The sequence below is a fragment of the Salarchaeum japonicum genome, assembly GCF_020614395.1.
In the GTDB taxonomy this organism is placed as follows: domain Archaea; phylum Halobacteriota; class Halobacteria; order Halobacteriales; family Halobacteriaceae; genus Salarchaeum; species Salarchaeum japonicum.
This window is the reverse complement of sequence record NZ_CP085324.1, coordinates 1,456,918-1,469,457: the sequence shown is the minus strand read 5'-3', so window position 1 is coordinate 1,469,457 and position 12,540 is coordinate 1,456,918. Positions and strand designations below refer to the sequence as shown.

The following is a 12,540-nucleotide window of genomic DNA, read 5'->3' as shown; positions in this document are numbered from 1 at the left end:
GGGTTTCAGTCCTCCTCGCCCGTTGACGCCCCCCTATGTGTGCGACGCGCCAACGGCTGGGTACGGATGTCCGAGTACACCATCGACGCCGACTGGAGCGACCTCTTCATCGACGGGGAGTGGGTGGAGAGCGAGAGCGGCGACACCATCGCGGTCGAAGACCCCTCGACGCGCGAGACGGTCGCCGAGGTGCCCGCGGCGGTCGAGGCGGACGTTGACGCCGCCTACGACGCCGCCGAAGCCGCGCAGGAGGCGTGGGCGGACGCGCCGCCCGCGCGACGCGAGCAGGTCGTGCAGGACTTCCTCGACGCCCTGCACGCGCACGAGGACGAAATCATCGACCTCCTGGAGTACGAGGCCGGCGGCTCGACCATCATGGGCGAGACCTCGATACAGATCGCGTCCGACCACGCCGCGGAGGCGGCGACGCTCCCGCGGCGGACGAAGGGCGAGCACGCGGACTCCAACATCCCTGGCAAGGAGAACATCGTGCGCCGGGAGCCGAAGGGGACGGTGACGGTCATCAGTCCGTGGAACTTCCCGCTGAACCTCTCGATGCGCGCCGTCGCGCCCGCCATCGCGTCCGGGAACACGGTCGTCCTGAAGCCCGCGACGAACACGCCCATCACGGGCGGCCTCCTGTTCGCGAAACTGTTCGAGGAGGCGGGGCTGCCGGACGGCGTGCTGAACGTCGTCGTCGGCGAGGGCTCCGAAATCGGCGACCGGGTCGCCGGCCACCCCGTCAGCGACGTGGTCGCGTTCACGGGGTCGACCTCTGTGGGGCGGCGGGTCGCCGCGACCGCCGCGGAGAACCTCGCCGTCCCCGCGATGGAACTCGGCGGGAACAACGCGCACATCGTCACCGCGGACGCCGACCTCGACCGCGCGCTCGACGGCGGGACGTTCGGGACGTTCGTCCACCAGGGCCAGGTCTGCATCTCCATCAACCGCCACATCGTCCACGAGGACGTGTACGACGAGTACGTCGAACGCCTCACCGAGCGCGCCGAAGACCTCCCGGTCGGGAGCGCGCATACTGCTGAGACCGTCGTCGGCCCCATCATCGACGAGAGCCAGCGCGACGAGATGCTCGGGTACGTGAACGAGTCCGTCAGCGAGGGCGCGACCCTCGAAACCGGCGGCGAAACCGCCGACATCGACGGCGTCGAGGACTCGCTGGTCGTGAAGCCGACCGTGCTCTCCGACGTGACGAACGACATGCCCGTCGCGGCGAACGAGCACTTCGGCCCCATCGCGCCCGTCATCCCCTTCAGCGACATCGACGAGGCCGTCGAACTCGCGAACGACACCGAGTACGGCCTCTCCGGGAGCGTGCACGCCGGCGACCTCCAGACCGGGAAGGAGATCGCCGAGCGCATCGAGACCGGGAACGTCCACGTGAACGACCAGTCCATCAACGACGAGGCGCACGTGCCCTTCAGCGGCATCGGCGCGTCCGGCATCGGGACGTACAACAGCGACGCGTTCCTCGACGAAATCACGGAGCCGAAGTGGATCAGCCTCCAGCGCGAGGCCCGCGACTACCCCTTCTAACCCCATCCTTTTTCCCGGGGGTCGCCGGAGTTCGGAGCGTGCCATCCCTACCGCTCGCCGACCTCGAAGCCCAGGTCGGCGACACGCATCGAACCGTCGAGGACTTCCACGTCGAGCGCGGGAAGGTCGCCGAGTTCGCGCGCGCCATCGACGACCCCGACGACGTGTACCTGGACGAACAGGCCGCCCGAGAGGCGGGCTACGACGCGATTCCAGCGCCGCCGACGTTCGCCCGCACCTCCTTCTTCCCCCGGTACCGCCCGGACGGCATCGACCACGACCTCGGGTTCGAGCTGGGGTTCGACCGCGCGCGGGTCGTGCACGGCCAGCAGCGCTACGAGTACGAGCGCCCGCTCTACGTCGGGGACACGCTCACCGGCGACACCACGCTCACGGAGGTCTACCAGCGCGACGGTCGGGGCGGCGGCACGATGACGTTCGCCGTCCTCCGCACGGACTTCACTGACGAGTCCGGAAGTCACGTGCTCTCCGACTACAACACCCGCATCGAGACCGGGCGCGCCATCCGGGGTGAGGGAGAATGACGGAGTCGTTCGCGGTCGGCGACACGTTCGAGCGCGTCACCGAGGACGTGTCCCGCGAGGACTTCGTGCGGTACGCGGGCGCGAGCGGCGACTTCAACCCGATTCACTACGACGACCCGCACGCCCGGGACGCGGGCTACCCGTCCGTGTTCGGACAGGGCATGTTCACCGCGGGCGTCGCGTCCGCCCTCGTCCGGGAGACGTTCGGCCTCGCGGGCCTCCGCGAGTACGACACGCGGTTCGTCGCACAAGTGTGGCCGGGAGACACGCTCACGACGACCCTCGAAATCACCGCCGTCGAGGACGCCGCGGACGGCACGCGCGTCGAGGCCGACCTCGTCGTCACGAACGACGACGGCGAGCGCGTGGTGGACGGCGGCGCGGTCGCAGTCGTCGAGTAGTCGCCAATACGCTCAAATACTGTATGTGGCGTAATCTCTCGCATGACTGGTGGGTCGCGCGTTCTCTCCGTTCTCTGCCTCGACCCGACCGGCACGCTGGCGGCGCACCTCGGGCGTGCGGACGCCACGCTCGCCGTCACGGCCCGCGAGCGCGTCGCCGACGCCCTCGACTACCTCGACGCGCACGCCGTGGACTGCGTGGTCGTCGCCGGGTCGGACGCCGCGGCCGCCGCCGACCGCGTCCGCGAACGCGCCGCCGACGTTCCGGTGCTCGCCGTCCGCGAACGCGACGGCGCGGTCACCGTCGAGGAAACATACGGCCCCGAGCGCTCGCAGTCCCGCTTCCCCACGGGCGAGTACGCCCGCCTCGCAGACCGCATCCGGACGCTCGTCGCGCTCGCCCGCGACCGCCGGAGCGTTCGAGAGAACCGCTACCGGGCGGCGTTCGAGAAGGCGTTCGACGCCATCGTCATCGCGGACGACGACGGCCGCTACCTCGAAGCGAACGAGAGCGCGTGCGACCTGTTCGCGCTCCCCCGCGAGGAACTCGTCGGCCGCCGCATCTCGGCGTTCCTCCCCGACGACGTGGACTTCGGCGAGGAGTGGCTGGCGTTCGGCGACGAACCCGAGAAGCGCGGCACCCTCCCGTTCGTGGACGCGAACGGCGACGAGCACGCCGTCGAGTACGCCGCCGTCCGCGACATCGTCCCCGGCGAACACCTCTCCGTCATCCGGGACGTGACCGACCGCGAGCGCCGGGACGCCGAACTCCGCGACCGCCAGCAACGCCTCGAAGAGTTCACGAGCGTCGTCAGCCACGACATCCGAAGCCCCCTCCAGGTCGTCGCCGGCCGCCTCGACTTCGCGCGCGAACGCCACCCCGACGACCCCGACCTCGACTCCGCGCGCACCTCCCTCGGCCGCGCGTTCGAGATAATCGAGAACCTCCTCGCGCTCGCCCGTAACGGCGACGACATCGCCGACACCGAACCCGTCGATCTCGAAACCGTCGTCGAGCGCGCGTGGCGGAACGTCGCCACCGGCGACGCCGTCCTCACCGTCGAATCCACCGCCACCCTCCACGCCGACCCCACCCGCCTCCAGCAACTCCTCGAAAACCTCCTCAAGAACTGCGTGGAGCACGCGGGCGCGGGCGTCGCGGTGACGGTCGGCGCGTCCGCCGACGGGTTCTTCGTGGCGGACGACGGGCCGGGCGTGCCGGCGGCGGTGCGCGAGGGCGTCCGCGGGTCGGTGCCGTCCACATCGCACGGTGGTTCCGGATTCGGGCTGCGCATCGTCGCGGCTATCGCGGACGCGCACGGCTGGACGTTCGACATCGCCGACAGGGACGGCGGCGCGCGCTTCGAGTTCCGCGGCGTGGACGCCGGCAACCTTCGACCCGACCGCCACCACCATACGTGAGACGCAACCCAAAACCGATAAACGGGGCGCGCGCCGAACTCCGCGTATCGTGACGAACACGCAGATCACTCTCGTCCAACTCGACAACTACGGCCCGTGGACCGTCACCCCGAACCCCCGCCGCGAAGTAGACCTCCAAACCCTCCAATCGCGGCTGTACGCCGACCTCTCCCAGCTGTTCGGCACCCGGGACGGCTACGTCTTCTTCACGCGTTTCGACAACATGGTCGCCGTGACGAACGGCGTGGACGCAGAAGACCACGCGCGCATCCAGGAGTCCATCCGGAACCGCTACCCCGTCACCGTCAGCCTCTCCACCGCCACCGCACCGAGTCCCGCGGACGCGCTCGCCCACGCCACCGCCCGCCTCCAGGAGGAAGGGAGCGCGCAGGACGAAGACCGCACGGAAGCCCTGCTTGGCGCGCCCCTGGAGGACGACGAACGCACCGACGACGACCTCCAGATCGCGCACTTCGACGTGAACGACGCCACCGGCGAGTACACCGACGAACTCGACGCCTTCTCCACCTTCATCCACATCGAGCAAGCGTACGCCAGCCTCATGCGGCACATGCACGAAGAACACGACTCGCTCTCCTTCTTCGTCGGCGGCGACAACATCATCGCCATCTGTCCCGCGATGGACGCCGCCGCCTACCGCGACGCTATCGACGCCGTCCGCGACGACACCGGCGTCGACCTCAAGGTCGGCGTCGCCCGCGGCGCGACCGCCCACGACGCCGGCATGGGCGCGAAACACGCCCTCGAAGTCTGCCGTGAGGAAGGCACCGTCGTCGAGTTCGAATAGTTTCACTCCGGTACCAACACCGTTTAGCCCGTTCTCGCCCTCCAATCTCGTATGAGCGAGCGTGGCGGCGGTGACCGCCTGCCGGGTGCGCCCGACCCCGCGGAGCGCATCGTCCTCCACGTGGACATGGACTGCTTTTACGCGAGCTGTGAGCGCCGCCGCGAGCCAGAACTCCGAGGGGAGCCGGTCGTGGTCGGAATGGGATACGAGGACGGCGAGACCACGGGCGCGGTCGCGACCGCGTCCTACGAGGCGCGGGCGTACGGAGTGGAGAGCGCGCAAGCCATCACGAGCGCGCTCGACCGGCTCCCGCGGAAGGCCGCGAACCCGGACGACCCGGACGCGGGCTACTACCGGCCGGTGGACATGGAGTACTACCAGTCGGTCGCGGACGAGGTGAAGGAGATCTTGCACGACCTCGGAGACACCGTGCGGGAGGTGTCCATCGACGAAGCCTACCTCGACATCACCGAGCGGACGGAGTGGTCGGTGGCGGCGGGGTTCGGCCGGCACGTGAAACAGCGCATCGCACGGGAGGTCGGCGTGCCGGCGTCCGTGGGCGTCGCGCCGAACATGAGCACGGCGAAGATAGCGAGCGACCACGACAAGCCCGACGGCCTCACCGTCGTCCCGCCGGACGACGTGAAAGCGTTCCTCGCGCCATTGGACGTGGCGCGGTTGCACGGCGTCGGGCCGGTGCGGGCGCGCGACCTGCGCGCCGAGGGCGTGGAGACCATCGGCGACCTCGCGGAGACGCCGAAACACGAGGTGTCGGGGTGGTTCGGCGACCGCGGGCGGGAGCTTCACGAGCGCGCGAACGGCCGGGACGCGCGGCCCGTGGAGCCGCGCGGGAAGCCGAAGAGCCTGAGCCGCGAATCGGCGTTCGACGGCGCGACGGAGGACTTCGCGCGGGTTCGAGAGCGCGTGGACGCGCTCGCGGAGGCGGTCGCGGAGCGCGCGACCCGGAAGAACGCGCTCTACCGAACCATCGGCATCAAGGTCGTGACGCCGCCGTTCGACGTGAACACGCGCGCGAAGAGCCTTCCCGGGCCGGTGGACGAACCCGACCTCGTGCACGACGTGACGCGCGAACTGCTCGCGGAGTTCGCGGACGCGGAAGTCCGGAAGGTCGGCGTCCGCGTCTCCAACCTCTCCTTCTCGGACGCCGACCAGGCGAAACTCGGGTCGTGGGAGGGCCGTTCGACGCCGCCGCAGGTGCGCGAGCGCGACCGCGAGACGACCGCGGGCGACCGGGAGAGCCAGGCGAGCCTGGGTGAGTTCGAGTGAACAAACTGCCCCAGGTGGCCGAGGGCGAGTGGCAGCTAGACCGGCACGCGCGCATCGTCGTCTACGAGGCAGAGAGCGGGAACGAACTCCTCACGGTCTACGACTGCGCCGCCGCGCAGAAACCGCCGTCCGCGCAGGTGCGGGGACACCTCGTTCGAATCGACGCCGACCACGACCTCCGGCGCACGCCCACGGGCTACCTCGTGGACATGCGGGAGAGAGCGGTGCTGGAGGCGCAGGCGGCGTCTCACTACGTCGTGCGCGCCTAGCTGTCGGTGACGAGGTCGCGGAGCGCGGCCTCGGGGTCGTCGGCCTTCGCGACGCCCGACGCGAGGAGGACGCCGTCCGCGCCGAGGTCGCGCGCGGCCGCCACGTCGTCGCCGGTGGAGATGCCCGCGCCGCAGTAGACGGGCACGTCCCCGACGGCGCTCGCGGCGTCCACGGCCGCGCGCACCACGTCCGGGTCGGCCTGACTCACCGGGGTTCCCGTCCCGATGAGTTCCGGGGGTTCGACGGCGACCGCGTCCGGCGAGAGCTGGGCGACCGCGCCGACCTGCGCGGGGTTGTTCGCGCACACGACGGTGTCGAGGCCGGCGCGCTCCGCCGCGCCGACGGCGTCGTCGATGTCCGCGAGACGGAGGCGCTTCTCGCTGTGATTCAGGAGCGTGCCCTCCGCGCCCGCGGCGGCCGCTCGTTCGGCGAGCGTGCTTCCGGTGTGACTGCCGTGCTCGACGGGACTGACGTGTTGCGCCCACGTCTCCACGCCCGTCTCCGCGACCGCTCGCAGGTCTGCGGCCTGCGGCGCGACCGCGATGCGCGCACCGGTCTCCGCGGCGACGGTCTCGGCGGCCGCCCCGATTTCCACGGGGTCGCAGGGGTAGGCCTTCAGGTTCACGAGAACGAACATAGCCGAACGCGCGTTCCCGGGGAGAAAAGTCCTGTCGGATTATATCGCGAGTTCGCTCTCCTCGTCGGTGCCCTTCATGCGCTCGACGATGTCGTTCACGAGCACGATGTCGCCGACGGCGCGCACCCACCGGTAGGGGATGATGACGCCCTTGTTCCCGGTCGCGTGGTCGGTGAAGAGGTCGCCGTTCAGTTGTCCGAGCGCGAGTCCGTTCACGACCTCCGCGTCGAGGTCGAGTCGGAGGTCCTCGATTTCGCCGACGAACACGCCGTTGTTCGAGTAGACCTCGCGGCCGACGAGAGTCGTTATCTCCTGGGGAGTCTCGTCCATGTGTCCGGCGATGCGTCCGCGGCCCTTAACTCTTGCAGGCCTACCGGAAGCGGTCGAGCACGTCCCCGAAGGTGTCGAGCGCGGCCGCCATCTCGTTCGGCGCGAGCCCGAGGCTCACGCGAACGCGCTCGCTGTCCCCGAAGAACCGGCCGGGGACGACGAGCAGGCCGTTCTCCCACGCGCGCTCCGCGAGCGCGTTCCCGTCCGCGTTCGCGGGGTCGAGGAACGCGAACGTGCTCCCGGGCGCGACCGACCCCGCGAGGTCGTCGCGGCTCGACACGAACTCCGCGAGCAACTCGGCGTTCTCCCCGAGCAGCGTCCGCGAGCGCTCCGCGAGCCGCTCGCGGTTGTGGAACGCGCGCATCGCGAGCGTCCGACTCGGCCCGGAGACGGCGTGGAAGTGGTGGCTGATGGAGCGCGCGCGCTCGACGAACGCCTCGTCCGCGACGACCCAGCCGATGCGGAGGTCGCCCAGGCCGAAGAACTTCGTCAGCGACCCCGTCACGACGGCGTCCTCGAAGTCCACCGCGCTCGGCCCGCCGAACGGTCCGTCGCCCGCCTCCGGGAGGTAGGGCGCGTACACTTCGTCCACGAGCAACCGCGCGCCGCCCTCGCGCGCGACCGCCGCGGTCTCCGCGAGCGTCTCCCGGTCGGTCAGCCGCCCCGAGGGGTTGTGGCGGTTCGTCACCGTCACGAGCGCTGTCTCGGGCGCGAGCGCGTTCTCCACGCGGTCCGGGGCGAGCGCGTAGTCGTCGTCCCGGAGGAACCGGTCGACGTGCGCGCCGAGCGCCGCGGGCGACGCCACGAGCGGCTCGTAGCCCGGTTTCTCCACCAGCACGCGCGCGCCCGCCGCGTCCGCGTCGCCCTCGGTGTCCGTGTCGAGCGCGGCCGCGGCCGCGAGGAAGTTCGCCTGCGTCGCGCCGCCGGTCACGAGGACTTGCTCGGGTTCGACGCCGTACTCGCCCGCGATCTGCATCTCCAGGCTCGCGCCCGTCGGCGGGTCGTCCAGGTCTTCGAGGGGCGCGGGAACGATTTCGCCGCCGCGGTCGCGGTCGCCGCGGAGGTCGCTCGTCCCGAGGTCGTACATCGCCACCTCGGGCCGACCGATAATCCACTCCAGGTACTCGATGTCGGGGAACACACCGGTCGTTCTCCCCGCGCGCTGATAGGCGTTACCGAAGCCGGAACTCGGCATCCGAGGCGTCCAGCACGAGCAGGGAGTGATACCGGAGGTAGGTCGTCACCGGCACCTGCACGGCGACGAGGAGCGCGAGCGCGAGGAGGAGCGCGAGCGCGCCGACGGCGACGAGGACGGCGGTGGCGACGCCGGTGAGCGCGAGGCCGGCGAACGCGAGCGCGACCGGGACGGCGAACGCGCCCGCGACGATGCTCGTCAGCACGCCCGCGAGCACGGAGAGACCGAACCGCACCGCGGCGTACGCGACGAACTGCCGGAGTTCCCCGCGCAGGGTCGGCCAGAACGCCCGCCAGCCGTCGAGCACGCCCAGGTCTCCGTCCTGCATCAGCGGCACGACGAACGACGTGGTGGCGGCGCTCGCGACGAACGCGGCGAGCGCGAGCACGCCCGCGACGGGGACGAGGACGACGGCGACGACGGCGAGCGCGACCGACTCCGTGCCGAGCGCGACGACGATGAGGGCGACGACGGCCGAGACGGGGACGAGCGCGAGCGCGCCGAGCGCGGCCCGGAACCCGAAGAGGCGGAGGCCGGGCGCGAGCGCGGCGGCGAACTGCCCGCGGAGGCCGACGGTGCGCGTGCGGAGCGCCGAGACGAGCACGAACTCCATCACGGAGCCGACGAACCCGAGCACGACGAACAGCGCGAGCGCGATAGCGACGAGCACCGCGAGCCGCGGCGCGGTTTCGAGCGCGTCCCGCACGCCCCACGTCGGCACCGCCTCGACGAAGACGGAGACGTTCCGGGTGCCGGTCGCGCCGCCCGCGAACACCGCGACGACCGCCAGTCGGAGCCAGACGCCCACCTGGACGGGCGTGAGGAGGCTTCGCGTCTCGTCGAGCGCGTTGTCGAGCGTGGAGAGCGCGTACCAGTCCATACTCCCGATAGCGCCACCACCCGGATAAAAGAGACGGACGGGCTACCCGAGGAGGGCGTCGAGGTCGGCGTGCTCGGCGAGCAGGCCGCTCATGCGCTCGACGGTCGCGGCGTTCCGGACGTGCCCGCCGCCGAGCACGGCTTCGAGGCGTTCGACAGTGCGGAGCGTGTCCGTGGTGACGGTGAGGACGGGAACGCCGGCGTCCGCGGCCTTCCCGAGCACGGCCCCCGCGGGTTCGTGGCCGCCCGTGAGGACGAGCGCTTCGACGCCGGGCGCGTCGAGCGCGGCGGTCTGCACGTCCGCGCGGTCGCCCCCGGTGACGACGGCGGCGTTCGTGGCGCGGCGGAAGTGCCGGAGCGCGGATTCGCCGCTCATCGCGCCGACGAGGAAGCGCTCCACGAGCGCGTCGGTGTCGGCGTCCGTGACGGTGCGCGCGCCGAGTTCGGCGGCGAGGTCGGCGACGGTGACGCCCGCGAGTTCGGGCACGCGGGGAACCGCGCCGAGCACGGGCACGTCCCGGGATTCGAGGAAGGCCGCGGCGTCCGCGTCCAGGCTATCGAGCGCGGCGTCCGTGACGCGGTTGAACAGCACGCCCGCGAGGCGGTCGCCGTAGCGGTCAACCGCGTCCAGCACGCCGTCCACGTCCCGGGATTCCGTGTAGTCGGAGACGAGGACGACGCGGGCGTCCAGGAGGTCGGCGAGCGCGGGCGGCGCGAGGCCGGCGGCGCGGCCCGTGCTCGGCGTGCCAGCGGCCTCGACGAACACGTCGTCCGCGCTCGCGCTGATGTCGTCGTAGGCCTCCCGGACGCGCTCGCGGAGTTCGTCCGCGTCCTCGCGGCCGCGGAGCACGCCGTCCACGAACGTCGGCGAGTACACGACCGGCTCCATGTCGTGGACTTCGGTGTCGAGGCCGAGCACGTCCCGCGCGAGCAACGGGTCGGGGTCGAGCGTCTTCCCGACGTTGCTCTGTAGGTGGGTGCCGAGCGGCTTCATGTACCCCACGGTTCGCTCGCGGTCTTGTGCGGCGCGCGCGAGCGCGAGCGCCACCGCGGTCTTTCCGGTGCTGTCCGCCGTCGATGCGAGTAGTGTCGTCGTCATAGGTCGTCTGGGTCGATGGTGAGGCGGACGTCCACGGCCTGCACGCCGTCGGCCGTCGCCACGAGTGGGTTGATGTCCAGTTCGAGTATCGCCGGGAAGTCGGTCGCGAGCTGGCTGAGTCGTTCGATGCTCTCGCGGAGCGCGTCGAGGTCAGCGGGTTCGCGGCCGCGCGCCCCGCGGAGGAGCGGCGCGGCATGGATGTCGGAGAGCATTCCGTCGGCCTCGCGCTCGCTCACGGGCGCGACCCGAACGGTCGTGTCCTCCATCACCTCCACGAAAATCCCGCCCAATCCGAACAGGACGAGCGGCCCGAACTGGGGGTCGCGGTTCACGCCGAGAATCGTCTCCGTCCCGCGGTCGGTGTCCACGAGTTCCTGCACTTGCACGCCGAGCACGGTCGCGTCCGGCTGGTAGTTCCGGGCGCGCGAGACGAGGTCTTCGTACGCGTCGTACACGCCCTCGTTCGGCACGCCGACCTTCACGCCGCCGATGTCCGACTTGTGCAAAATGTCCGGGCTGACGATTTTCATCACCACGTCGCCCTCGACCTCGTGGGCGAGCGACACCGCGTCCTCCGGCGTCTCCGCGATACCGCCTTCCGGGGTCGGGATGCCGTACGCGTCCAGCAACCCCATCGCCTCCACACCGAGGCGGGTCTCCCCGCGGTCGGCCGCTTCTTCGAGAATCTCGCGCGCCGCCTCCCTGTCCACGTCGAACTCCCGCGGCGGTTCGTAGTCGCGTTCCGCGATGCGGCGCTGGCGGGCGAGCGCGTCGAGGCTGTCCACCGCCCGCGCGGGGTCGAAGTAGTTCGGGACGCCGGACTCGCGGAGGCGCGCGGCCGGCTCCGCGGCGCGACTCCCGCCCATCAGCACGGCGGCGACCGGGAGTCCGTGCGCGTCCTGCGCCTCACCCACGACCTCCGCGAGGTCGGCGTAGTCGAGGACGGCGGTGGGCGCGGCGACGACGACGGCCGCGCCGACGTTCGGGTCGCCGAGCACGGTGTCGAGCGCCGTCCGGAACCGCTCGACGCCCGCGTCCCCGATGACGTCCACGGGGTTGTAGCGGTTCGCGTTCTCCGGGAGCGCGTCCGCGAGCGCGTCCAGCGTCTCGTCCGTGAAGGACGCCATCGAGAGCGTGGAGTCGCCGACGGCGTCCGTCGCCATCACGCCCGGGCCGCCCGCGTTCGTCACCACGGCAACGGAATCCGAGTCGGGGAGCGGGAGGCCGTCGAGCGCGCGGGCGTAGTCGAACAACTGCTGGACGTTCTCCGCGCGCACCACGCCCGCCTGGTCGAGGCCGGCCTCGTACGCGGCGTCGCTCCCCGCGATGGTGCCGGTGTGGCTGGACGCGGCCTGCGCGCCAGCCTCCGTCCGCCCGGACTTCACGAGCACGACCGGCGTCTCGTCGGTCACGTCGCGCGCGGTGTCGATGAACGCGCGGCCGTCGCTGATGCCTTCGAGGTAGCCGAGGACGACGCTCGTCTCGTCGTCCCCCCACGCCTCCACGAAGTCGGTCTCGTCGAGCACGGCCTCGTTTCCGAGGCTGACGACGTGCCGGAACCCGATACCCTGGTCGCCCGCCCAGTCGAGCGCGGCGGTGATGAACGCGCCGGACTGACTCATGAAACTCATCGACCCCGGGAGGGCGTCCGCGGGGCCGAACGTCGCGTTCATCGACGCCGGCGTGCTCATGATTCCGAGACTGTTGGGGCCGACGAGCGTGAGACCGTACTCGTCGGCGACGGCGGCGAGGTCGCGTTCGCGCGCCGCGCCCTCGCTCCCGGCCTCCCCGAACCCCGCCGTGATGACGACGACGTTCTCGATGCCTGATTCGCCGGCCGCCCGCACCACCTCGACGGCGACCGACGGCGGCACCACCACCACCGCGAGGTCGATATCGGGGACGTCGGCGAGCGAGTCGTGACACCGGTAGCCGAGCACGCTGTCCCGACTCGGGTTCACCGCGACGACCTCGCCGTCGAACGAGTCGAGGTTCTCCAGGACGGCGCGCCCCACCGACCCCTCGCGGTCCGTCGCGCCGACGACGGCGACGCGCTCGGGGTCGAAGAGGCCGCCGACTCCTACACCTGTCATCGCCTAGCTAGTGGGGCGGT

At 71.2% G+C, this 12,540-nt stretch carries 13 protein-coding genes; 7 read left to right on the top strand and 6 right to left on the bottom strand.

Annotated features, from left to right (window positions below):
• The first annotated feature begins 66 nt into the window (after positions 1–66).
• From LI334_RS08255 to LI334_RS08225, 7 genes are read left to right on the top strand one after another with little or no spacing between them, the layout of a single operon-like run.
• Complete coding sequence (locus LI334_RS08255) at positions 67–1,554, top strand: aldehyde dehydrogenase family protein (protein ID WP_227260040.1); 1,488 nt, start codon at positions 67–69, stop codon at positions 1,552–1,554.
• Between the two features lie 38 nt (positions 1,555–1,592).
• Positions 1,593–2,099 (top strand): FAS1-like dehydratase domain-containing protein, encoded by a 507-nt coding sequence (locus LI334_RS08250; RefSeq protein ID WP_227260038.1) that lies wholly within the window; start codon positions 1,593–1,595, stop codon positions 2,097–2,099.
• On the top strand, positions 2,096–2,500 hold the full coding sequence (locus tag LI334_RS08245) for a MaoC family dehydratase (protein WP_227260036.1): 405 nt from the start codon (positions 2,096–2,098) through the stop codon (positions 2,498–2,500). The genes LI334_RS08250 and LI334_RS08245 overlap by 4 nt, the downstream gene beginning before the upstream one ends.
• A gap of 42 nt (positions 2,501–2,542) precedes the next feature.
• Positions 2,543–3,922 (top strand): sensor histidine kinase, encoded by a 1,380-nt coding sequence (locus LI334_RS08240; protein WP_227260035.1) that lies wholly within the window; start codon positions 2,543–2,545, stop codon positions 3,920–3,922.
• A gap of 49 nt (positions 3,923–3,971) precedes the next feature.
• Positions 3,972–4,730, top strand: a complete 759-nt coding sequence (locus LI334_RS08235) for a GTP cyclohydrolase III (protein ID WP_227260033.1) — start codon at positions 3,972–3,974, stop codon at positions 4,728–4,730.
• 51 nt (positions 4,731–4,781) lie between these two features.
• Positions 4,782–6,017, top strand: a complete 1,236-nt coding sequence (dinB, locus tag LI334_RS08230; protein ID WP_227260031.1) for a DNA polymerase IV — start codon at positions 4,782–4,784, stop codon at positions 6,015–6,017.
• Positions 6,014–6,286 (top strand): hypothetical protein, encoded by a 273-nt coding sequence (locus LI334_RS08225; RefSeq protein ID WP_227260030.1) that lies wholly within the window; start codon positions 6,014–6,016, stop codon positions 6,284–6,286. The genes dinB and LI334_RS08225 overlap by 4 nt, the downstream gene beginning before the upstream one ends.
• Here the strand turns inward: LI334_RS08225 and tpiA are convergent.
• From tpiA to LI334_RS08195, 6 genes are read right to left on the bottom strand one after another with little or no spacing between them, the layout of a single operon-like run.
• Positions 6,283–6,924, bottom strand: a complete 642-nt coding sequence (gene tpiA, locus LI334_RS08220; protein ID WP_227260028.1) for a triose-phosphate isomerase — start codon at positions 6,922–6,924, stop codon at positions 6,283–6,285. The two genes, LI334_RS08225 and tpiA, sit on opposite strands and share 4 nt — an antisense overlap.
• A 39-nt stretch (positions 6,925–6,963) precedes the next feature.
• Positions 6,964–7,254 carry a PRC-barrel domain-containing protein gene (locus LI334_RS08215; RefSeq protein ID WP_227260026.1) on the bottom strand — a complete coding sequence of 97 codons (291 nt, stop codon included), beginning with the start codon at positions 7,252–7,254 and terminating at the stop codon, positions 6,964–6,966.
• A 40-nt stretch (positions 7,255–7,294) separates the two neighbouring features.
• Positions 7,295–8,395, bottom strand: coding sequence for a pyridoxal phosphate-dependent aminotransferase (locus LI334_RS08210; RefSeq protein ID WP_227260024.1), 1,101 nt, complete (start codon positions 8,393–8,395; stop codon positions 7,295–7,297).
• Positions 8,396–8,426: 31 nt separating this feature from the next.
• Positions 8,427–9,329: a DUF7544 domain-containing protein gene (locus tag LI334_RS08205; protein ID WP_227260022.1), complete on the bottom strand. Its 903-nt coding sequence runs from the start codon at positions 9,327–9,329 to the stop codon at positions 8,427–8,429.
• Positions 9,330–9,371: 42 nt separating this feature from the next.
• On the bottom strand, positions 9,372–10,427 hold the full coding sequence (locus tag LI334_RS08200) for a phosphotransacetylase family protein (RefSeq protein WP_227260020.1): 1,056 nt from the start codon (positions 10,425–10,427) through the stop codon (positions 9,372–9,374).
• On the bottom strand, positions 10,424–12,520 hold the full coding sequence (locus tag LI334_RS08195; RefSeq protein WP_227260018.1) for an acetate--CoA ligase family protein: 2,097 nt from the start codon (positions 12,518–12,520) through the stop codon (positions 10,424–10,426). Before LI334_RS08195 ends, LI334_RS08200 begins: the two co-directional genes overlap by 4 nt.
• Positions 12,521–12,540 lie beyond the last annotated feature (20 nt).

Bases quoted from the DNA above. Each gene is read 5' to 3' on its own strand.
- LI334_RS08240 (WP_227260035.1), top strand. From the start codon at position 2,543: ATGACTGGTGGGTCGCGCGTTCTCTCCGTTCTCTGCCTCGACCCGACC.
- tpiA (WP_227260028.1), bottom strand. From the start codon at position 6,924: ATGTTCGTTCTCGTGAACCTGAAGGCCTACCCCTGCGACCCCGTGGAA.
- LI334_RS08195 (WP_227260018.1), bottom strand. From the start codon at position 12,520: ATGACAGGTGTAGGAGTCGGCGGCCTCTTCGACCCCGAGCGCGTCGCC.
- LI334_RS08200 (WP_227260020.1), bottom strand. From the start codon at position 10,427: ATGACGACGACACTACTCGCATCGACGGCGGACAGCACCGGAAAGACC.
- LI334_RS08205 (WP_227260022.1), bottom strand. From the start codon at position 9,329: ATGGACTGGTACGCGCTCTCCACGCTCGACAACGCGCTCGACGAGACG.
- LI334_RS08255 (WP_227260040.1), top strand. From the start codon at position 67: ATGTCCGAGTACACCATCGACGCCGACTGGAGCGACCTCTTCATCGAC.
- dinB (WP_227260031.1), top strand. From the start codon at position 4,782: ATGAGCGAGCGTGGCGGCGGTGACCGCCTGCCGGGTGCGCCCGACCCC.
- LI334_RS08215 (WP_227260026.1), bottom strand. From the start codon at position 7,254: ATGGACGAGACTCCCCAGGAGATAACGACTCTCGTCGGCCGCGAGGTC.
- LI334_RS08245 (WP_227260036.1), top strand. From the start codon at position 2,096: ATGACGGAGTCGTTCGCGGTCGGCGACACGTTCGAGCGCGTCACCGAG.